Below are 21,350 nucleotides of genomic sequence, written 5' to 3' on the forward strand. Positions count from 1 at the left end.
GGGATCGGGGATCGAGGTCGCGGCATCGCCAGCCGACGAACGCGGCGACCCCGGCCGGCACGAGCAGTCCGACGAATCCCCATGCCCCGGCACCCGGCCCGTCGGGAAGGACCGCGAGAACCGGGACGGGCGGGACGGCGTCACCGCGGACCGTGAACAGGTCGACGGTAGTCGCACCGATCTGGACGTCGGAACCCACGAGCACCGCCATCGCGGCGACCATCACGTTCGGGAGGTAGAGCATCGACAGCAGGGTGAGTCCCAGGAACCCGTCGAAGTCGTAACCGGTCTCGATCAGTTCACCGATCTGCCCGTGCCTCATCAACATGCGCAGACACACCAGCACGGCTCCGGTGACCAGTAGCAGCAGGGCCGCCACCAGCCCGTACCGGAAACCGCGACGATCGGCGTGGGTCACGCCCCCGCGGACGGCGAAGTCGCGTCGTCGGCTCCACACGACACCGGCGATAGCCGCACCGCCGTGGACGCCGAGGGTGTAGAGGAACGCCAGCAGCGCGTTGGGCGTCTGCACCGGCAGGACCGACCCGCCGTCCATGACGACCGCCAGGGACATCGCGGTGATGAGAACGGGACCGATCACCGCCGAGAACACGACGGCGCCGAGGTCGAACAGGTCGTGCCGATCGCGTTCGTTCGAGTTCGTGCCACCGGCCACAGCCCGGGCCGTCAGCCAGGCAGTGCCGGCAGCGACCGCGAGCGTCGGCAGCAGCGGCAGCACGCCTATGGTGACCCCGCTGATCGTGACCGGCACCTGGTGGATGGCCAGCCAGCCCGAGGCGATCGCACTCGGCAGTCCGGTCAGGCCGCTGCCGGCCAGCAGCAGCACCGAGAGCATCACGACGATGAGCGTCACCAGTGCGATCGCAGGAACGGTGAACGCGACAACCGCGAGCTGCCGGGCCGAGCCCTCGGCCGCCGTGCGCTGCGCACGACGGGATCGCCGCAGGTTACGCAGCTGCGACGCCAGATTGTCCGTGGTCGGTTCCGACTTGAGGGAGGGCATCGTCATGAGCCTGACACGGTCCCGGCCGAGGCCGTCGTAGACGCGCCGAGCGGGCTGCGAAAGGGAGTCAGCTCACCGCTGGACCGTCCGCACGACGACAGTGCCCCGTCGACCGATGGTCGACGGGGCACTGTGGGGGTTCTGTCAGTTGCCGCTGCCGGTGGGCGGTTCCGGCTTCTGGAAGACCGTGGTCGAGTGGTCTCCGGCCGGGGTGTCGGTGCCCGAGGGGCCAGCGGATCCACCGGGCGCGGCCGGGGATGCGCCCGCGGCGCCGGCCGCGTACTGGCCGGGACGGTAGTCCCCGTAGCCCGACTCGCCGTGACCGGAGGCCGATGCCGACGATTCGCTCGCACCGCCGGAGTAACCGCTCTGACCGGCGGTCGACGCGCCCGACGACTGCGAGTAGGCCGACGGGTCGTAGTTCGCCGACGACTGCTGGCCGTRTTGAGCCTGCGCGCTGCCGGTGCCGTAGGCGGTGGTCTGCGCGTCGCCGTAGCCACCGGTCTGCTGGTGAGCGCCGGTGTCGGACTGCGCGGCCGACGAGCCGGGGGCCACCGCTGCGGTTGCCGAGCCCACCGCGGGCGCCACCTTGATGACGCCGGCGTCGACGAGCAACCACACGACCGCGAGGACCGCGGACAGGAGGGTGAAGATCAGCAGCACGATCGCCCCGGCACCGTTGTCGTCGATGTTGAGGAACTGGAACAGCGTGATCAGGAACGAGGTGATCGCCAGCGACGCCACGATCGGCGCCGCAGGCACCTTGATGCCCGGGATCAGCGAGATGAGCGCCAGGATTCCGGCAACGCTGATCAGCGTGTACGGCGCGTTGTACTGGGTCTGGAACAGCTTGAGCGCGAAGTCATAGGTCTCGGCGGCGGACAGGAACCCGCTGAAGAGGACGATGAGGCCGAAGGCGCCGATCGCGGCGGCGAGGAGAACCGGGGTGATGGCCGGCAGTCCCTGACTCGGCGTCTTGGTCGGCTGCGGGGAGTATCCGTACTGGCCGTAGCCCTGCTGGCCCTGCTGGTCTTGGCCGTATCCGGGTTGGCCGTACCCCTGCTGGCCGTATCCCTGCTGGCCATATCCCGGCGCGGGGCTCTGGCCGTAACCCGGCTGCCCCTGGCCGTAGGACTGTCCGCTCTGACCGTACTGCTGGCCCCCGTACTGCTGACCCCCGTACTGCTGGGCCTGACCGTACTGATCGGAACCGGGCGCGGGGCTCGCCTGCGGACCCGTGTTGTGCGCGCCGGACTGGGGATATCCGGATTGATTGCCGTACTGGCCGTAGGACTGGCCGGACTCGGGCTGCTGCTGCCCGTAGCCGCCGGGTGGGTAGGTCATGACGATCTCCTGGTCGGGTCGGTCGGTCAGGATCAGCGGGTCGCGTCGAGGTGACGGCGTCCGGCCGTCGCCCCCCACGAGCGCAGAACTATCGACCACGCTAGTACACATACCAGCCGGGTCCCATGACCCTTGCACATCGGGGTCGCCCCGCCGGGCCACGAATCCCGCTCACCAGCGATGCGCGCGCCCTTGCTCGGCGTACCAGTTGATCAGCGCGTAGTCGTCGACCGCCTTGGGGTCGATGTTGACCTCGGAACGGCCCGCCAGAATCGCGGTGACCGGAACCTCGAGCTTCTTTCCGGTCCGGGTGTGCGGAATCCCGGGGGCCTCGATGACCTCTTCGGGCACATGGCGTTTGGAGAGGCGGTCGCGGACCGCGCCCGCGATCCGGCCGATCAGCGCGTCGTCGAGCGTCGCGCCGGGGACCAGGGTGACGAACAGCGGCATCCAGTAGGCGCCGTCCGGTCCGTCGACACCGAGCACGAAGGCCTCGGCGATCTCGTCGAGCGCTTCGACGACCTCGTAGATGTCGGCCGATCCCATCCGGATCCCGTGGCGGTTCAACGTCGCGTCGCTGCGGCCGTGGATCACGAGCGACCCACGTTCGGTCACCGTCACCCAGTCGCCGTGCCGCCAGACCGGCTTGTCCGGATTCGACGCACCGCCCTCCCATTCGTGGGCGAAATAGGCCGCGCGGTAGCGCGCACCGTCGGGATCGTCCCAGAAGCTCACGGGCATCGACGGCATCGGCGCGGTGACGACGAGTTCACCCACCTCCCCCACCAGCGGGCGTGCGTCGGGCGACCAACTCTCCAGTGCCACACCGAGGTAGCGCACCGACAGCTCCCCCGGGACGACCGGTACACCGGTGGAGCCGCCGGCGAATGCGGACACGATGTCGGTGCCGCCGCTGATCGACGAGATGGGCAACCCGGACCCGACGTGGTCGTCGACCCAGGTGAAAAGATCTGCGGCGAGCGATGATCCGGTACTCCCGAGAGTGCGCAACCGACCGAGGTCGTGCCGGCGACCCGGTTCCAGACCCGCCTTCCGCGAGGCCTGCAGCTGACCGGGACTCGTGCCGAAGTAGGTGACGTGCTCGTCGTCGACGACCTGCCACAGGCGGTCGGCGTCCGGGTACAGGGGCGAACCGCTGTAACAGACGATCCGCGAACCGCAGAGAAGTCCGGCGACCTGATAGTTCCACATCATCCAGCTGAGGGCCGTCTGCCAGAAGAACACGTCGTCTGCCGACAGATCGCCGTGGAGCGCACCGGCTTTCAGGTGCTCCAGCAGGACTCCCCCGTGTCCGTGCACGATGCCCTTGGGGCGTCCGGTGGTGCCGGAACTGAACAGCACCCAGAGCGGATGGTCGAAGGGCACCTTGACGGGGTGGAAGTCGCCGGGGTCGCTGGTGACGGCGTCGGCATAGTCGAGGGCCGACGAGGACTCCTCGGTCGCGCCGATCGTGATGTGCGCGACCAGGTCCGGCAGTAGCCCGGCGAGCTCGGCGCTGTCGGCGCGCTTGTCGACGACCTTGCCGTTGTAGCGATATCCGGCGGCGGTGAACAGGACCTTGGGTGCGAGTTGGCCGAGTCGGCCGGCTGCCCCCTGCGGGGCATAGTCCTGGCCACATCCGGACCAGATCGCGCCCAGGGATGCGGTGGCCAGGAAGGCGATGACGGCCTCCGGGATGTCGGGGAGGTAGGCGGCCACCACGTCCCCCGACCCCACTCCGCGCGCACGCAGGGTCGCGGCCAGGCCCGCGACCTGCGCCGGCAGTTCCGCCCACGCGATCTCGGAACGGTCACCGGCCTCGTCGATGCCCACGATCGCGGCGCCGGGCAGGGCGGCGTGCCGCAGGATCTGATCGACGTAGTTCAGCCGCATCCCGGGGAACCAGACCGCACCGGGCATCCGGTCGTCGGCGAGCACCGCCTCGTCCCCGGGCCCGAGCGGTTCCGCGGCGAGGGCGTCGAGGTCGAAGAATTCCCATACGGCACGCCAGAACCGGGCCGGGTGTTCCACCGACCACGACCACAGATCGCCGTAATAGTCTGTGTCGGTCTCGAACCGCCCGGTCTCGAAACGCTCGGCGACGAAGCGGCCGAACCGGTCCATCTGGGTGSTCGTGACCTGCTCCGCAGTCCTCGACGTGCTCATCGCAACTGCTCGAGGATCGAGACCGCCTCGTCGCGCATCGCCACCTTGCGGACCTTCCCGGTGACGGTCATCGGGAACTCCTCGACCACATGGACGTACCGCGGGATCTTGTGTCGCGCGATCTTGCCGGTCGCGAACTCGCGCAGGTCGTCGGCGGTGAACTCGGTGGCGTTGTCGCGCAACCGCACCCAGGCCATCAGCTCCTCGCCGTATTTCACGTCGGGCACCCCGATCACCTGGGCGTCGAGGATGTCGGGATGGGTGTAGAGGAACTCCTCGATCTCGCGCGGGTAGATGTTCTCCCCGCCGCGGATCACCATGTCCTTGATGCGCCCGGTGATCCGGACATAACCGTTCTCGTCCATGTCGGCGAGGTCGCCGGTGTGCATCCACCCGTCGGCGTCGATGGCCTCGGCCGTCTTCTCCGGGTCGTTCCAGTACCCGGTCATCACCGAGTAACCGCGCGTACACAATTCGCCCGTCTCGCCGCGCGCCGAGGTCTCCCCGGTCCCGGGATCGACGACCTTGATCTCCAGGTGCGGGCCGACCTGCCCGACGGTGGTCACACGCAATTCGAGGGGATCGTCGACCCGCGTCTGCGTCGACACCGGCGACGTCTCGGTCATGCCGTAACAGATCGACACCTCACGCATGTGCATGCGGTCGACGACCTGCCGCATGACGTACTCGGGGCACGGCGACCCCGCCATGATGCCGGTACGCAGGCTCGACAGGTCGATGTCGAGCCCGTCGTCGAGCAGGCCGAGTTCGGCGATGAACATGGTGGGCACGCCGTAGAGGCTGGTGCAGCGGTACTCCGCGACCGCCTCGAGGGTGGCCCGCGGGTCGAAGGCCGGCGCCGGAATCACCATCGCCGCACCGTGACTCGTCGCCGCGAGGTTGCCCATCACCATGCCGAAGCAGTGGTAGAAGGGCACGGGTAGGCAGATCCGGTCGTCGGCGGTGTAGTTCAGCAGTTCGCCGACGAGATACCCGTTGTTCCCGATGTTCCGATGTGACAGCGTCGCACCCTTCGGGAAACCCGTTGTACCCGAGGTGTACTGGATGTTGATAGGGTCGTCGGGTGAGAGCGACGCAGCGATCTCGTCGACGCGTGCGAGCTCGTCGGCACTCGGCTCGACGCACAGCGCATCCCAGCCGGGGGATTCGAACAGAACCACTTCGCGCAGCTCCGGGCACTGCGGCCGGGCCTGTTCGAGCATCGCCGAATAGGCCGAGTCCTTGAAGCTCTCGGCGGCCAGGACGACGCTCGTCCCGGACTGCTGCAGCGCGTACTCGATCTCGTTCTGGCGGTACGCGGGATTAAGATTGACCAGCACGGCGCCGATCTCGGCCGCGGCGTACTGGGTCAACACCCATTCGAACCGGTTCGGCGACCACAGCCCGACGCGGTCGCCCACCGACACGCCGAGTCGTAGCAGTCCGGCCGCGAGCGCGCGCACGTCACGGTGGAACTCGGTGTATCGCCATTCCCGTCGTGCGGCGGCGTCGATCAACGCGGTTCGCTCGCCGTGGTCCGCGACGGTTCGGGCCAGGGTGGCTCCGATGGTCTCGGTAAGCAGTGCCGGTGTCTCCTCACCGCGCGTGTGTGCAGGCTTCGGGTGAGCCTCGGTGCTCATGTTCTGCTCCGGTCTGTTCTCGGGGGGTGGATGCCCGGATGGTCGGGGGCTTCGTCAGTTCTCGGGGGCGGGATCGGTACGCGTACCGCTCACACGGGACAGGACGACCTCCGCCTGGCGCAGGACCGGCCCGTCGATCATCTGACCGTCGAGGCTGAACACCCCGCCCGCGTGTTCGGCCGCACCGTCGAGGACCTTGCGCGCCCATTCGACCGCCTCGTCCGACGGCCGGTAACCGTTCCGGATGTGATCGACCTGGGACGGATGGATGCATGCGGTCGCGGTGTAACCCAGGGCCACCGCGTCGCGGACCTCGGCGACGAGTCCGTCGACGTCGGAGATGTCGAGGTGCACCGAGTCGACGGCGAACTTCCCGTACGCGGCGGCCGCGATGCGGACCATCGACCGGACCCAGCTCGCGACGTCCCGGTACTCACCCGGCCGGGGTTCACCCGGACCGAACCGGCTCGACGTGCCGCCGAGACCCGCGACGAGATCCTCTGCCCCCCACATCAGTCCGATGCAGTTGGAGGTGGCGGCGATGTCGCGGGCGCGGGTCGCGCCGAGCGGCGTCTCGATCAGTGCGATCGTCTGGAACGCGGTGTCCAGGATCGAGGACACGTCCTCGGCCTTGGCCTGCATCACCACCCGGTAGTTCGTCTCCGAGACGGCCGCGAGATCGCGCCGGTAGTCGCCGGTACCGGCCGGGTTGATCCGCACGATGGTGCGGTCCGGATCGACCGGATTGGCGACGAGAGCCTCGCGGGCTGCGACGCGGTTCGTCGGCGACACCGCGTCCTCGAGGTCGAGGATGACGACGTCGGCCCGGTCGAGGGCCTTCTGGTATCGCTCGGGACGGTCCGCCGGGCAGAACAACATCGCCGGCCCGGGCGGCAGCCACGCGTTGGTGAGCTGCCCCGACAGTCCGGAACCCGCGACCGGGCCGCCGGGTGGGTCCTCGAAGAACATCGTCGTCACTCCGTCCGTTGCCTGCGCACCAGCGTTGCTCGTGCGGCGCGGGCGACGACCTCGCCGTGCTGGTTGCGTCCGATGTGGGTCAAGTTCACCACGCCCTCACCCGGACGGGACCGCGATTCGCGTTTACCGGTGCACTCGGTCTCCGCGTACAGGGTGTCGCCGGCGAACAACGGCGCCGGGAAGGCGACCTCGCTGAAGCCCAGGTTCGCCACGAGGGTGCCCTGGGTGAGTTGGGAGACCGACAATCCCACGATCGTCGAGAGGGTGAACATGGAGTTGATCAGGCGTTGCCCGCCGAAACCCGGCTGTTCGGCCGACCAGGCGGCGTCGAGGTGGAGCGCCTGCGTGTTCATGGTCAGTGTCGTGAACAGCACGTTGTCGGCCTCGGTGACAGTGCGTCCGGGCCGGTGTTCGTAGATCGTGCCCTCCTCGAACTCCTCGAACCACAACCCGCGCTGTACGATTCGACGCCCGCCGGTGGTGTCGCTCATGCGAACCCCAACTCGCGCGCGATGAGCATGAGCTGCACCTCGGTCGTGCCTTCACCGATCTCGAGGATCTTCGAATCGCGGTAGTGCCGGGCGACGGGATATTCGTTCATGAAGCCGTACCCGCCGTGGATCTGCGTGGCCATCCGGGCGTTGTCCATCGCCGCCTCACTGGCGATCATCTTGGCGATCGACGCCTCCTTCTTGAAGGGCTTGCCCGCCAACATCTTCGCCGCCGCGTCGTAGTAGGCGGTCCGCGCGACGTGGGCGCGCGCCTCCATCCGGGCGATCGCGAAGGACACCGACTGGTACTCACCGATCGCCTTGCCGAAGGACTGTCGCTCCTTGGCGTACTTCACGCTCTCGTCGACGCACCCCTGGGCGACGCCGGTGGCGAGGGCTGCGATGGCGATCCGCCCCTCGTCGAGGATGGACAGGAAGTTGGCGTATCCGCGGCCGCGGACACCGAGCAGGTTCTCCTTGGGAACGCGTACGTCGGTGAAGGTCAGCGGATGGGTGTCCGAGGCATTCCACCCGACCTTGTTGTACGCCGGCTCGGCGGTGAAACCCGGGGTGCCGGACGGCACGATGATGGTGGAGATCTCCTTCTTGCCGTTCTCCTTCACCCCGGTCACCGCGGTCACCGTCACCAGTGAGGTGATGTCGGTCCCCGAGTTGGTGATGAACTGCTTGCCGCCGTTGATGATCCACGAGTCACCGTCGTCACGGGCCGTGGTCGCGGTGGCCCCGGCATCCGAACCCGCCCCGGGTTCGGTCAGCCCGAAGCCGGCGAGCGCCGTGCCCGCCGTGAGTTCGGGGAGGTACTGCTCTTTCTGCTCCTCGCTGCCGAATCGGTAGATCGGCATGGCGCCCAGACTCACCCCGGCTTCGAGGGTGATGGCGACGGACTGGTCGACCTTGGCGAGTTCCTCCAGCGCGAGCGACAGGGCGAAGTAGTCGCCGCCCATGCCGCCGTATTTCTCGTCGAAGGGGAGACCGAACAGTCCCATCTTGCCCATCTGGGCGACGACGTCGTACGGAAAGCTGTGCTCGGCATCGTGTTTCGCGGCCACCGGCGCCACCACGGTCTGCGCGAAGTCGCGGACCGTCGCGATGAGGTCGGTGTACTCCTGGGTGAGTTCCATGTGAGCCCTTCTACTGGGAGTCGACAGTTGATTCGGGTGCGGTGACGACGGCGAGGATCTGTCCCGCGTCGACCTTGTCCCCCACCTTCACGGAGATGTCGACGGTGCCGTCCACCGGCGCGGTGAGTGCATGTTCCATCTTCATCGCCTCGACGACGACGATCGACTGGCCGGCGGTGACGTCGGCCCCGATCTCGGCGGCGACGGCGACCACGGTGCCCGGCATGGGACTGGTGATCTCGCCGGCGTGCTCGTCGGCGGCCTCGTCGAGCAGGGGCTTCGCGAGTTCGAGGACCCAGGTGCCCGACGGCCCTCCCACCCACCAGCTCTCCCCGACGCGAACACTCGACCACGACTGCGTCACCCCGTCGACGACCAGGCGGTCCGAGCCGCGCCCGTCGCCGGGCTGCGCCGGCTGGTAGACCACGTGCCCGGTCCACGACGCCTCGGCGTCGTCGTCGAACGTGACGGTGGCGGTTCCCGAGACGGACCATTCGTCGGCGGCATCGACCTGGATGGCCACCGTCGAATGCCGTCCGCCGGCGACGAGGCGGGTGCGGACCGGAGCGGATCGACCGACCCGCCATCCGACCGCCGAGGACCAGACGTCGTCGGCATCGCGAGCGCCGATCCGCGCCAGACCCACGAGCACCTGCGCCTCGGGAATGGGCTCCGGCGCAGCGTAATCGATGACGAGGCGGTCCAACAGCTCGGTGTCGAGGTCGGCGTCCACGACCGCCTGCTGACGCAGGACGAAGCGGCAGAAGTCGATGTTGGTGACCACGCCCAGCACGCGCGTGTGGGCCAGTGCCTGGTCGAGACGTTCGAGCGCCTCCTCCCGGTCGGCACCGTACGCGATGATCTTCGCGAGCATCGGGTCGTAGTCACTGCCGACGCGCAATCCGTCGAGCATGGCCGAGTCGACGCGGATGCCGCCACCGGCCGAGGTGTCGGGATGGACGAGATGCTCGATCGTCCCGCCGGTCGGCAGGAAACCGCGTGCCGGGTCCTCGGCGTACACGCGTGCCTCGATCGCGTGGCCGCTGAGGGTGATCGTGTCCTGCGTCAGACCCAGGACTTCTCCGCGGGCGACGCGGATCTGTTGTTCCACGAGGTCGACTCCGGTGACGAGCTCGGTCACCGGGTGCTCGACCTGCAGGCGGGTGTTCATCTCCATGAAGAAGAACTCGTCGGGCCGGTGCGCCGACACGATGAACTCGACCGTGCCCGCCCCGGTGTAGCCGACACTGCGCGCGGCATCGCACGCGGCCTCACCGATGCGAGCACGGGTCTCGGCGTCGAGCAGCGCCGACGGCGCCTCCTCGATCACCTTCTGGTGCCGCCGCTGCAATGAGCACTCGCGCTCGCCGAGGTGGATGACGTTCCCGTGCTGATCGGCGAGGACCTGCACCTCGATGTGGCGCGGGGTGTCGACGAAATGCTCGAGGAACAGCGCGTCGTCGCCGAACGCGGCGGCGGCCTCACGGCGGGCCCGCTCCAGCGCGGCCGGCAGCTCCGACGCCTCGGCCACGCGATGCATCCCCTTGCCACCGCCACCCGCACTGGGCTTGATGAGAACCGGGAACCCGATGTCGGGTGCCGCGGCGATGAGGTCGTCGTCGGTCAGGCCGGGGCGCGACAGACCCGGCACCACCGGCACGTCGCGAGCGGTGACGGCGGCCCGGGCCGTGATCTTGTCTCCCATCGTCGCGATCGCCTCCGCGGGCGGCCCGATGAAGACGATGCCCGCCTCCGCCAGAGCGGCCGCGAACTTCTGGTTCTCCGACAGGAATCCGTAGCCCGGGTGGACGGCGTCGGCACCGGTCTTGCGTGCCGCGTCGACCACTTTTGCGATGTCGAGGTAGCTCTGGGTGGCGGCGGCCGGGCCGATGTGCACGGCGACGTCGGCCTCCCGGACGTGGCGCGCCTGCGCGTCGGCGTCGGAATAGACGGCGATACTGCGGATTCCCATGTGGCGCAGGGTGTCGATCACCCGGCAGGCGATCTCACCACGGTTGGCCACCAGGACGCTGCGGATGGGTCTGGTACTCACGGTCGAAGTCCTCGGGGTAGGCGGAGCGGCGTCGGCATCGGCGGTCACATCCGGAAGACGCCATAGCGCGGATCGGCGAGCGGGGCGTACCGGGCGGTTTCGAGGGCGAGGCCGAGCAGTGTCCGGGTCTGCGCGGGGTCGACGATGCCGTCGTCCCACAGCCGGGCCGTCGAGTAGTAGGCATCCGACTGTTGTTCGAACTGTTCGCGGATCGGGGCCTTGAACGCTTCCTCGTCCTCGGTGGACCATTCCGCACCGGATCGCTCGATCTGGTTGCGTCGCACCGTTCCGAGGGTGTCGGCGGCCTGCGGTCCGCCCATGACCGAGATGCGGGCGTTGGGCCACATCCAGAGGAATCTGGGCGAGTACGCGCGTCCGCACATCGAGTAGTTGCCCGCGCCGAAGGAGCCGCCGACCATGACGGTGAACTTGGGCACGCGTGCGCACGCCACGGCGTTGACCATCTTGGCCCCGTTCTTGGCGATGCCGCCCTGCTCGTAGGCCTTGCCGACCATGAAGCCCGTGATGTTCTGCAGGAACAGCAACGGGATGCGACGCTGGTCGCACAGTTCGATGAAATGAGCTCCCTTCAGCGCGGATTCGCTGAACAGGACACCGTTGTTGGCGACGATCCCCACCGGGTGACCGTGCAGGTGCGCGAACGCCGTCACCAGACTGGTGCCGTAGTTCGCCTTGAACTCGTTGTATTCCCCTCCGTCGCACAGGATCTCGATGACCGACCGGACGTCGTACGGAGTTCGCGGGTCGGTGGGCACCACGTCGTAGATGTCGGTCTGCGGCCGCACCGGCTCACGGACCGGGATCGTCTCCCACTGTGGCGCCTCACGGGGCCCGAGGGTCGCGACGATCTCGCGGACCTTGGCGAGCGCCTGCTGGTCGTTGTCGACGAGGTGGTCGGTGACACCGGAGACCGATGAGTGCATCGCACCACCGCCCAGGTCCTCGGCGGAGACATCCTCCCCGGTCGCCGCCTTCACCAGCGGCGGACCCGCGAGGAAGATGGTGCCCTGATTGCGCACGATCACCGTCTCGTCGCTCATCGCCGGGACGTAGGCCCCGCCGGCGGTCGACGACCCGAGAACCGCGGCGATCTGCGGGATGCCGGCGGCGCTCATGGTCGCCTGATTGAAGAAGATCCGTCCGAAGTGATCCCGGTCGGGGAACACCTCGTCCTGCTGGAGCAACATCGCGCCGCCCGAGTCGACGAGGTAGATGCACGGGAGCCGGTTGGCCGCCGCGATCTCCTGCGCACGCAGATGCTTCTTGACCGTGACCGGGTAGTACGTGCCGCCGGAGACCGTGGCGTCGTTGGCGACGATCATGCACTCGCGACCCGCGACGCGCCCCACGCCGGCGATGACCCCGGCGGCGGGCACCTTGCCGCCGTACATCCCGAAGGCCGCGAGCGGGGCCACCTCGATGAACGGCGACCCGACGTCGAGCAGCCCGTCGACCCGGTCCCGCGGGAGCAACTTTCCGCGAGCGACGTGGCGATCACGAGCCTTCGCGCCGCCGCCGGCGGACACCTCTCGCAGGCGTTCGTCGAGCAGGTCGAGATTGCGCTGGTGTGCGGCCCGGAAGCCGTCGAGCGTGCTGGTCACCGTCGACCCTTCAGTTAGTAATGATTAACTGAAAGTGATCGTACGCGATGAAGTGGCCCATGTCACGCCCCGGGTTCGTCCACTGCGTCGACATGACCTACGTGACGCGCATCACGTCTTCTCGTACTGTTGTGGCAGGCCCACCACCCCGGGCCGACACAACCGATGCGCCGACACCCCGGAACCCCGGACCGGCCACCGCACATAGAAGGCCAGGTGACCCCATGACCCTCGCAGACGACCGCGCTCGCTCCGAGCACGTCCCGACCCCCGGCACGCCGCCCGAGACGGCAGCCACCGGGTTCTCGCTCGACGACCGCTACACCCGCGAGTCCGGCGACATCTACCTCACCGGCATCCAGGCCCTGGTACGCATGGTCCGCGACCGCGCTCGCGTCGACCGCCGTTCCGGCCTCCGGACCGCCTCGTTCATCTCCGGCTACGAGGGCTCTCCCCTCGCCGGTTACGATCTCGAACTCGCCCGACGGCACGAGCATCTCGCCCCGTACGACGTCATCCACCGGCCCGGTCTCAACGAAGAGCTCGCCGCGACCTCGGTGATGGGTTCACAGCTCGCCGCACAGGTCATCGGCGGTGCCGAATTGACGCCGTCCGCGGACGGGCTCCCCCGCGACGGCGTCGTCGGATACTGGTACGGCAAGGCGCCCGGTCTCGATCGCGCGACGGACGCCCTGCGGCACGCGAACCTCATCGGAACCCATTCCGCCGGTGGCGCCGTCGCGCTCGTCGGTGACGACCCGGGCGCGAAATCCTCGACGGTCCCGTGCGCGTCGGAGATGGCGCTGGCCGACCTCTACATCCCGATCCTCTATCCGGCCGATTCCCAGGACATCCTGGATCTCGGTGTCCATGCGGCGCTCATGAGTCGCACCAGCGGGGTCTGGACCTCGCTCAAGATCTCCGCGCACGTCGCGGACGGCGCGTCGACCGCACGCGTCGACCCGGACCGCATAGTGCCCGTCTACGGCGACCTCGGGACGAGCCCCCACGTGCCCAGCGGACGACTGCTCGGCGCCCATCTCATGGAACTCGAACAGAATCAGCTGACCACCCGGCTCCCGCGTGCGCAGGAGTACGCACGGCTCAACGGCCTCAACCGGATCGTGGTCTCGAGTCCCGACGACCGCATCGGCATCGTCGCCGCGGGAAAGACCTACCTCGATCTCCGGGAAGCACTGCGACTGATGCGGATCGACGACGAGGATCTGCGCCGGCTCGGAATCCGCATCCTCAAGCTCGGCATGGTCTACCCGATCGAGCGAGAGATCCTGAATCGCTTCATGTTCGACACCGCCACCGGCGATCTCGACGAGGTCATCGTGGTCGAGGAGAAGCGCGACTTCATCGAGACGATGATGCGCGACATCCTGTTCCGCCACCCGCGGGCCCCGCGCATCGTGGGGAAGGTGCATGAAGACGGATCGACCTTGTTCTCCCGCTTCGGCGAACTCGACGTCGACGCGGTGACCCGAGGACTCGCCGACCGTCTCGCCCGCCACGGGGTCGACGCCGCGCGGATCTGGCTCGACCGCAAAGCCGCTCGCCGCACCCGCATCGAACTCCCGTTGGCGGTGCGCACGCCGTACTTCTGCTCCGGCTGCCCCCACAACAGTTCGACGAAGGTCGCCGAGAACACCCTGGTCGGCGCCGGCATCGGTTGTCACGCGATGGTGTTGCTGATGGATCCCCGGCAGGTCGGCGACATCGCCGGGGTCACCCAGATGGGCGGCGAGGGCGCGCAGTGGATCGGCATGGCCCCGTTCGTGTCCGCGGACCACTTCGTGCAGAACATCGGCGACGGAACCTTCTCGCACTCGGGGTCGCTAGCGTTGCGGGCCGCCGTGGCGTCGGGCGCGAACATCACCTACAAGCTGCTCTACAACGGCACCGTCGCGATGACCGGTGGACAGGATCCGGTGGGCGGGATGACCCTGCCGCGGTTGACGTCACTGTTGCTCGACGAAGGCGTCAGCCGGGTCGTGGTCACCTCCGACGACCCGAAACACGTTCGTACGCTGGGACTCCCCGACACCGTCGAGGTTCGCCACCGCGATGACCTGCTCGAGGTACAGACCGAACTCGCGGGCGTCGCGGGCGTCTCGGTGCTCGTCCACGATCAGCACTGCGCCGCCGAGAAGCGCCGCAAGCGCAAGCGCGGCGCCATGCCCACCCCCACTCGTCGCGTCGTGATCAACGAACGCATCTGCGAGGGGTGCGGCGACTGCGGCGAGAAGTCGAACTGCCTCTCGGTGCACCCGGTCCAGACCGAGTTCGGACGCAAGACGCGCATCGACCAGAGTTCGTGCAACCTCGACCTCTCCTGCCTCAAGGGCGACTGCCCGTCGTTCGTCACGGTCACCCCGGGCACCGACCGCATCCGCACGCGCGCAGCCGATCTGGCGGACACCGTGTTGCCGATGCCCGCGGTCCCCGCCATCCGCGACACCTTCTCCCTGCGCATCACGGGTATCGGTGGTACCGGCGTGGTGACCGTGTCCCAGGTCCTGGCCACCGCTGCCGTCCTCGACGGCCACTCGGCCCGGACCGTCGACATGACCGGGCTCGCGCAGAAGGGCGGCGCCGTGGTCAGCGACATCAAGGTGGCCCCGCATCCGCTGGAGCAGGCGGCGAAGGTGGCGTCCGAGGACTGCGACCTGTACCTCGTGTGCGACCCGCTGGTCGGTACCGACCCGGTCAACCTCAAGGTCACCGCTCCCGAGAAGACGGTCGCGATCGTCTCGACCACCCAGGTGCCGACCGGGTTGATGGTCATCGACACCTCGGTCGGGTTCCCGGCGGACTCCGCCGTCCACTCCGCGGTCGACTCCCGGGTCGCGCGGACTGTGTACCTCGATTCGGGAGCGGTGTCGACAGCCTTGTTCGGCGACGAGCAGTACGCCAACATGCTGATGGTCGGTGCTGCGTATCAAGCCGGGGCGCTGGCCATCTCGGCGGAATCCATCGAGCGGGCGATCGAGCTCAACGGCGTGGCCGTGGACGCGAACGTCCAGGCGTTCCGGCGCGGCCGGCAGGTCGTGTCCGATCCCGACTCCGTGTCTCGCACCATCGACGGACTGCACGGTCGCGAGGTCGCCGAGATCGAACCGAGCCGCCACGCCCTCGCGGTGGTCAGCGCGCTCGGGGATATCGACGCCGACCTCCGGCGCACCATCGCGATCCGGTACGACGAGCTGACCGCCCACTCCGACGAGAGATACGCGCGAACCTACCTCGACACGGTCGACCGCGTCCGACGCGTCGCATCGGACCCCTCGCTCACCGCCGCCGTCGCCCGGAACCTGTTCAAGCTGATGGCCTACAAGGACGAGTACGAGGTCGCCCGGCTCACGCAGGACCCGGCGTTCGCCGCGCGCATCGCCGACGAGTTCGGCGCCGACGCCGAGGTCGCGGTGCGCCTCCACCCGCCGACGCTGCGCAGCATGGGGATGCGCGAGAAGCTGGCGCTGGGATCGTGGGCCGACACCCCGCTGAGCGCGCTCGCGAAGATGAAGCGGCTCCGGGGAACCCGACTGGACCCGTTCGGCCGCAGCGAGATCCGTCGCACCGAACGCGCGCTGATCGTCGAATACCGCGAACTCGTCGACGCCGCGCTCGATGCGCTCGCGGGTGGGCGCATCGGCGCGGACCAGGTACCCGCGGTCGTCGACCTCGCGGAACTACCGGACATGGTCCGGGGTTATGAGGGGATCAAGATGGCCAACGTCGCGCGCTACCGGGAAGCGGTCGCACGGCAGCGGGAGGTGCTGGGGATCTGAGGCTTTCGAGCTAGCGCAACTGAAAACCGCCCGACACAGCGCACCCGACGCCCATGAGGCATCGGGCCACCGCTGGAGGGTGGTTTTCAGCCGGCCGGCCTCAGCGCGCCCGCCGAAGACGCGCCACGGCGGTCTGGCCGTCGTCGCCCGAGACGACCTCGCACTCGTAGTGCGCTCTGGTCGGCGGGGCGACGGCGACCAGGTCGTACTGGGCGGTGTTCATCTCGATCAGCAATTCACCGCCGACGGCGAGCCATCTCCCGGCGTCGGCGATCAACGCCGTGATGTGGTCGAGGCCGTCCGGGCCGCCGAGCAGCGCGCCGCGCGGTTCGTGATCCCGCGCCTCCGGCGCCAGCAGTCCGAGCGCCGACTCGGGCACGTAGGGAGGCACTGCGGCGATCACGTCCAGACGGCCGCGTAGTGCTGCCGGTAGCGGGACGAGCCCGGCACCGAGGTGAATCCCGGTCCCGCCCGGCAGGTTTCGGCGCGCGAAGCCGAGGGCGGTGTCGTCAGCATCGACGACATGCAGTTCGACGCCGGGCACCGCGGCCGCAACACTCGCGGCGATGGGTGCGACGCCGCAGAACGCCTCGACTACGGTCGGCGACCGGCACGCATCTGCTGCGGCGATCGCGGTGCGCGCCAACAACAGGGAACGCTGCCGCGGCACGAAGACGCCCGGGCCCACGGACAACCGCAACCCGCCGAACTGCACCCAGCCCACCAGATGCTCGATCGGCACGCCGGCCACGCGTCGGGCACAGAGCGCGTCGAGTTCGGTTGCGTCGGCGGCGTGTTCGCGAAGCAGCGCAGCTTCTTCTTCGGCGAAGACACATCCCGCACGACGCAGGAGGCGAACGATCGGATCGTCGGGGGCGTCATCCCCGGTTAGGCGAGTCATCCTTCTTCAGACCGTACAAGAAGGCCGCCGCGATGAGCAGCGCCACCTGCAGGAATCCCAGGATCAGCCCGACGATCGCACCGGCACCGAGGTCGAGGAACGGTGGCGTGATCAGTGCCGCGGCGAACAGGGCCAGCCATGCGGCGACTCCGACGACCGCGAGGAACGGCAGCGCCTTGCGGTAGCTCGGAACCAGCACGAACGTCGCCGCGATGCCGACGACCCCGAGCATGATGAAGAACTTGCCGGGGTTCAGGACGATCTCGTAGGAGAAGTACGCGGGTATACCGCCCTGTCCTTCCTCGAAATCCGTTCCCCAGCGGTTGAGTTCCTCCTCGGCGCCGACCCCGACCGAGATCCATCCGAGGAAGCCCATGAAGTACGTGACGACCCCCGCGACCGCGGAGGCCAGCGCGAAGATCACCGACAGGTCGGCACGTGGCCCGCGGGCCGGCTGTCCCCAACCGGGAGGCGGGTACGGCGCGCCGGTGTTCCACTGCTGAGGCGGAAGACTCCCGGTGCCGGGGTGCTGGACGTGGGCCGTCTGATCCTGGTTGCCGGCGAAGCCCCCGGTCTGCGGCGGGCCCTGCGGAACGCCTGACCACTGACCGCCGGGGTGCTGAGGTTCGCCTGGATTCACGATCCGCTCCTCGTCGCTGCTGCGGGACTCGGCCCGCCGCCCTCGCGGGCTGTTCTGCGCCCGCCGTCCGGCGCGCGATCATGCGCAAGACTAAGCCCTTCCCGGCCTCGTGAGCACCGACTGGTGCAGTTTTCATTCGACCGGGTCACCCACCCCGCGATCCGCGCGCCGACGTCGGACACGCTGTATCTCCGCACGCGCGAACGCGTAGAGTTCGGGATCGATGTCCGCGACGCATGAACCGCGCGAGGACGAATCGGAGATCACGAATCGTCCGCCGACGCGCCGAACCCAGGCCAAGGCGGCCCGTCGTGCCGAATTGCTGTCCGCCGCCGCCCACCAGATGGCCGAGCGCGGGTTCGCCGGCGTGCGACTAGAGGACATCGGCCGAGCCGTCGGGGTGAGCGGCCCGGCCATGTACCGCCACTTCTCCTCCAAGACCGAGCTTCTCGACGAGATGCTCATCGACATCAGTCAGCGACTGCACGACGGCGGCAGCGAGGTCGCCGACCGCGGTGGCTCACCGGCGGAAACCCTGGTGGCGCTCATCGGCTTTCACATCGACGTCCTCGTCACCCGTCCCGACCTCATCACGGTGCAGGACCGGGACCTGCCGTCGATGACCCCGGACGCCAATCACCGGGTCCGGCTGCTGCAGCGCCGGTACGTGGAGCGGTGGGTGGATGTGCTCCTCGCGGTGACCGACGAGAACGGGGGCACGCTCGACCGCGACGAAGCCCGCGTGCGCGTGCACGCGATGTTCGGGTTGCTCAACTCCTCGCCGCGCCTGCCCGACTTCGACCAGCACGGACTGCGCCGCCTCCTCACCGCGATGGCGTTGGCGGCACTGCGGTGTGAGGTGCCGGATCAGCCGTGACCCGGCACCCCGCACTCACCAACCGTCGATGTGGAGTACCGAGTCGAGGGGCTTGCGCGGCGCAGGCTTGAAATCGGTGCCCTTGCTGTAGGCCACCGGCAGCAACACGCCCTGATGGATGTTGGCCGGGATTCCGAGAAGCTCGGCGACCTCCTTCTCGTAGTTGAGATGGAGGGTCGTCCACGCCGACCCGAGGCCGCGGGCACGCAACGCCAGCTGCAGGCTCCAGGCGCCCGGCAGCAACGAGCCCCAGACACCGGCCTGGTTACCAGCCGGCAGGTCACCGCCGGTGTAGATGGCGCCGATGACCAGCACCGGAACCTGCCCCATCGTGTCGGCGAGGTACTGGGCACTGGACGCGACGCGCTTACCGGTCTCGTCCCGCGGAGCCTGGCCGGTGTAGTACTTGGCGAACGACTGTGCGTAGTAATCCGCGACCTTCTGCTTCAGGTCGGGATCGGTGAGCACGATCCAGTGCCAGGTCTGGCTGTTGCTGCCGGTCGGCGCCTGCAACGCGACCTCGAGCGCCTCCTTGACCACGTCGAGCGGCACGGGACGCTCGAAGTCGAGACGCTTGCGCACCGAGCGGGTGGTGGTGAGGAGTTGGTCAGGGTCCAGGGGCAGTAGATCGGTCATGTCTCCATCCTGCACAAAACCACTTCTGTGCACCACGTCGACCCCGCTGCGCCGGGACCGTCACCGACGACCCGTCAGGGCGACTCCGGCGGTAACACACCGGCCTGCTCCAGGTACTCCACCAACCGGTTCGTGACCTTCGCCCGACGGACCTCGGCCGGTGTGAAGTACGCCGCGTCGGCGGCGTCGTCACCTGGACGCAGTTCCCCAGAACGTATCTCGGCTCGGAAGTCGTGCACCTCGTACACCCGTCCGTCGCCGACCGGGATCTCGAGTCGGATGGCCGGTTCGCCGACCGTCACCCGCAATCCGGTTTCCTCCTCGACCTCGCGGACCACCGCCTGCTCCAGCGACTCTCCGGGTTCGACCCGACCGCCGGGGAGGCTCCAGTGGCCGGCCGACGGCTCGTTCCGCCTCAGGATCAACAGGATCCGTCCTGACTTGTCGGTGATGAGCGCCCCGACGGCGACGATACGCGCGCTCATCGCGAGTCTTTCGTCGGCACGCGCGTTCGTGCCTCGTCGTCCGGAACCGGCGATCCCGCGAGGTACCGGCCGATCCAGTCGCGGATCGCCGACAGCGCTTCGTCGTCCGATCCGGCGTCGACGACGTGGTCGATCATGCCCTGCGCGGCCATGCGCCCGGCGAGAATGCCCTGCCGCGAGGCCATCTCACCGGCATGGTCGAGATCGCGGTGCACGATGAGACTCGCTCCCTCGGGCGGCAACGGCGAGAGCCAGGCGTCGGCGCGCGCGACCCGGACGTCGGCGGGGAACAGCGCGAGCGCGGCGCCGCCCGCACCCTGCCCGAGGAGGACCGAGACCGTTGGCACGCGCACACTGAGCAATTCGACTGTGCAGCGCGCTATCTGCGCCGCGAGGCCACCCTCCTCGGCGACGACCGACAGTTCCGCGCCCGGGGTGTCGATCACGGTGACCACCGGGAGTCCGAGGTCGCCGGCCGCCATGATCGCCCGCCGCGCCTCGCGCAGATGTCGCGGCCCCGGGAGGTCCCCCGCCGCCTGTGACGTCCGGTCGTAGCCGACGACCAACGCGACCCGACCGTCGAAGTCGCTGAGCGAGAAGCGCAGTGGCCCGGCATCCGACAACGGCGCCGACTCACCGCCGGCCAGGAACTCGACCAGGCCCGCGCGTCCGGCCTCGCGGGTGGCGAGCACACAGGCCCAAGTGTCCTCCGGCTCCCCCGACTGCGTGCGCTGCGGACGTACCGTCACCGAGTCGTCCGACGACGGCCGGTCACGCGCGTCGAGCAGTCGCAGCACCGCGGCGAGGCGGGCCGGCAGATCGACGGGATCGACCACGTCGTCGACAACCGTTGTGCGTACCAGATTCTCCGCGGTCTGGACATCGGCCGGAAAGGGCTCCCCGTACAGGCCTTCGTAGACGCGCGGCCCGAGAAAACCGATGAGCGCTCCGGGTTCCGCCCAGGTGATGTGGCCGAGCGAACCCCACGACGCGAATACCCCGCCCGTGGTCGGATGACGCAGGTACACCAGGTAGGGCAGGCCGGCGGCCTTGTGGTCGGTCACGGCACCCGTGATGGCGACCATCTGCAAGAACGCCGCGGTTCCCTCCTGCATCCGGGTGCCTCCGGAGGCGGGAAACGCCAGCAGCGGAAGTCGTTCGCGTGTCGCGCGTCGGACCGCCGCGACGATCCGGGCCCCCGCATCGCGCCCGATCGACCCGCCGAGGAACTCGAACTCCCCCAGCACGATCGCCACTCGCCGGCCGCCGATCGCGCCGGCGCCGGTGGTGACCGATTCGTCCGAACCGCTCCTTCGGCGCGCCCGGTCGAGCTCGATGGCATAGGTGTCGTCCGCACCATCGGACGTCGTCGCCGGCTCACCGACCGGCGCATCCCACGGTTCCCACGTACCGTCGTCGACGATCATCACGCGCAGGTCTGTCGCCGTCAGCCGTGCCCGCTCACCCATGCCTCACACCGTATCCCGCCGCGGCCGGGTGGCTCCGGCCTGACGTCGACACTCTCCGCGACGCCCCGACGCGATGATTTCCGTC

16 protein-coding genes are annotated in these 21,350 nt (G+C 68.8%); 2 read left to right on the forward strand and 14 right to left on the reverse strand.

Translation table 11 applies throughout. The annotated features are described in order from the left end of the window. The 9 genes from A9310_RS17635 to A9310_RS17675 all read right to left on the reverse strand — a co-directional run. Positions 1-1,024, reverse strand: a 1,024-nt coding sequence (locus tag A9310_RS17635; protein ID WP_254661293.1) for a DUF6350 family protein, incomplete at its 3' end; no start/stop codon positions are given. A gap of 144 nt (positions 1,025-1,168) precedes the next feature. Beyond that, positions 1,169-2,368, reverse strand: a complete 1,200-nt coding sequence (locus A9310_RS17640) for a DUF5336 domain-containing protein (RefSeq protein ID WP_065631788.1) — start codon at positions 2,366-2,368, stop codon at positions 1,169-1,171. A gap of 171 nt (positions 2,369-2,539) precedes the next feature. Next, the gene (locus tag A9310_RS17645; protein ID WP_065631767.1) at positions 2,540-4,534 is read right to left on the reverse strand and encodes an acetoacetate--CoA ligase; all 1,995 of its coding nucleotides are present in this window, start codon (positions 4,532-4,534) and stop codon (positions 2,540-2,542) included. Further along, on the reverse strand, positions 4,531-6,174 hold the full coding sequence (locus tag A9310_RS17650) for an AMP-binding protein (protein ID WP_065631768.1): 1,644 nt from the start codon (positions 6,172-6,174) through the stop codon (positions 4,531-4,533). The genes A9310_RS17645 and A9310_RS17650 overlap by 4 nt, the downstream gene beginning before the upstream one ends. A 54-nt stretch (positions 6,175-6,228) precedes the next feature. After that, a complete protein-coding gene (locus A9310_RS17655; RefSeq protein ID WP_065631789.1) occupies positions 6,229-7,143 on the reverse strand; it encodes a CoA ester lyase in 915 nt (304 codons plus the stop codon). Positions 7,144-7,148: 5 nt separating this feature from the next. Continuing rightward, entirely contained in the window at positions 7,149-7,643 is a 495-nt protein-coding gene (locus A9310_RS17660; protein WP_065631769.1) for a MaoC family dehydratase, read from the reverse strand. Beyond that, positions 7,640-8,785, reverse strand: coding sequence for an acyl-CoA dehydrogenase family protein (locus tag A9310_RS17665; protein ID WP_065631770.1), 1,146 nt, complete (start codon positions 8,783-8,785; stop codon positions 7,640-7,642). Before A9310_RS17665 ends, A9310_RS17660 begins: the two co-directional genes overlap by 4 nt. A 10-nt stretch (positions 8,786-8,795) precedes the next feature. Next, positions 8,796-10,838 (reverse strand): biotin carboxylase N-terminal domain-containing protein, encoded by a 2,043-nt coding sequence (locus tag A9310_RS17670; protein ID WP_065631771.1) that lies wholly within the window; start codon positions 10,836-10,838, stop codon positions 8,796-8,798. A 44-nt stretch (positions 10,839-10,882) separates the two neighbouring features. Continuing rightward, positions 10,883-12,460: a carboxyl transferase domain-containing protein gene (locus A9310_RS17675; RefSeq protein WP_065631772.1), complete on the reverse strand. Its 1,578-nt coding sequence runs from the start codon at positions 12,458-12,460 to the stop codon at positions 10,883-10,885. A gap of 224 nt (positions 12,461-12,684) precedes the next feature. Here A9310_RS17675 and A9310_RS17680 point away from each other — a divergent pair, with 224 nt between their 5' ends. After that, positions 12,685-16,257, forward strand: a complete 3,573-nt coding sequence (locus A9310_RS17680) for an indolepyruvate ferredoxin oxidoreductase family protein (RefSeq protein WP_065631773.1) — start codon at positions 12,685-12,687, stop codon at positions 16,255-16,257. A gap of 100 nt (positions 16,258-16,357) precedes the next feature. Here A9310_RS17680 and A9310_RS17685 read toward each other — a convergent pair whose 3' ends face one another. Next, complete coding sequence (locus tag A9310_RS17685; protein WP_065631774.1) at positions 16,358-17,158, reverse strand: SAM-dependent methyltransferase; 801 nt, start codon at positions 17,156-17,158, stop codon at positions 16,358-16,360. Beyond that, positions 17,136-17,798: a DUF5336 domain-containing protein gene (locus A9310_RS17690; RefSeq protein ID WP_065631775.1), complete on the reverse strand. Its 663-nt coding sequence runs from the start codon at positions 17,796-17,798 to the stop codon at positions 17,136-17,138. Before A9310_RS17690 ends, A9310_RS17685 begins: the two co-directional genes overlap by 23 nt. A 223-nt stretch (positions 17,799-18,021) precedes the next feature. On the opposite strand from A9310_RS17690, the gene A9310_RS17695 reads away from it, so the two are divergent. Continuing rightward, entirely contained in the window at positions 18,022-18,675 is a 654-nt protein-coding gene (locus tag A9310_RS17695) for a TetR/AcrR family transcriptional regulator (RefSeq protein ID WP_065631776.1), read from the forward strand. Between the two features lie 15 nt (positions 18,676-18,690). Here the strand turns inward: A9310_RS17695 and A9310_RS17700 are convergent, their stop codons facing one another. The 3 genes from A9310_RS17700 to A9310_RS17710 form a co-directional block, all read right to left on the reverse strand. Then, the gene (locus tag A9310_RS17700) at positions 18,691-19,311 is read right to left on the reverse strand and encodes a nitroreductase family protein (RefSeq protein ID WP_065631790.1); all 621 of its coding nucleotides are present in this window, start codon (positions 19,309-19,311) and stop codon (positions 18,691-18,693) included. 74 nt (positions 19,312-19,385) lie between these two features. Then, a complete protein-coding gene (locus A9310_RS17705; protein WP_065631777.1) occupies positions 19,386-19,796 on the reverse strand; it encodes an NUDIX hydrolase in 411 nt (136 codons plus the stop codon). Continuing rightward, complete coding sequence (locus tag A9310_RS17710; RefSeq protein ID WP_065631778.1) at positions 19,793-21,265, reverse strand: carboxyl transferase domain-containing protein; 1,473 nt, start codon at positions 21,263-21,265, stop codon at positions 19,793-19,795. The genes A9310_RS17705 and A9310_RS17710 overlap by 4 nt, the downstream gene beginning before the upstream one ends. Between the last annotated feature and the right edge of the window lie 85 nt (positions 21,266-21,350).

Origin of the sequence: Gordonia sp. UCD-TK1 (genome assembly GCF_001691435.1) — a bacterium.
GTDB lineage: Bacteria > Actinomycetota > Actinomycetes > Mycobacteriales > Mycobacteriaceae > Gordonia > Gordonia hongkongensis.

Excerpts from the sequence above, each read along its gene's own strand:
- A9310_RS17650 (WP_065631768.1), bottom strand. The coding sequence starts at position 6,174 with ATGAGCACCGAGGCTCACCCGAAGCCTGCACACACGCGCGGTGAGGAG.
- A9310_RS17655 (WP_065631789.1), bottom strand. The coding sequence starts at position 7,143 with ATGTTCTTCGAGGACCCACCCGGCGGCCCGGTCGCGGGTTCCGGACTG.
- A9310_RS17660 (WP_065631769.1), bottom strand. The coding sequence starts at position 7,643 with ATGAGCGACACCACCGGCGGGCGTCGAATCGTACAGCGCGGGTTGTGG.
- A9310_RS17665 (WP_065631770.1), bottom strand. The coding sequence starts at position 8,785 with ATGGAACTCACCCAGGAGTACACCGACCTCATCGCGACGGTCCGCGAC.
- A9310_RS17680 (WP_065631773.1), top strand. The coding sequence starts at position 12,685 with ATGACCCTCGCAGACGACCGCGCTCGCTCCGAGCACGTCCCGACCCCC.
- A9310_RS17685 (WP_065631774.1), bottom strand. The coding sequence starts at position 17,158 with ATGACTCGCCTAACCGGGGATGACGCCCCCGACGATCCGATCGTTCGC.
- A9310_RS17695 (WP_065631776.1), top strand. The coding sequence starts at position 18,022 with ATGTCCGCGACGCATGAACCGCGCGAGGACGAATCGGAGATCACGAAT.
- A9310_RS17700 (WP_065631790.1), bottom strand. The coding sequence starts at position 19,311 with ATGACCGATCTACTGCCCCTGGACCCTGACCAACTCCTCACCACCACC.
- A9310_RS17705 (WP_065631777.1), bottom strand. The coding sequence starts at position 19,796 with ATGAGCGCGCGTATCGTCGCCGTCGGGGCGCTCATCACCGACAAGTCA.
- A9310_RS17710 (WP_065631778.1), bottom strand. The coding sequence starts at position 21,265 with ATGGGTGAGCGGGCACGGCTGACGGCGACAGACCTGCGCGTGATGATC.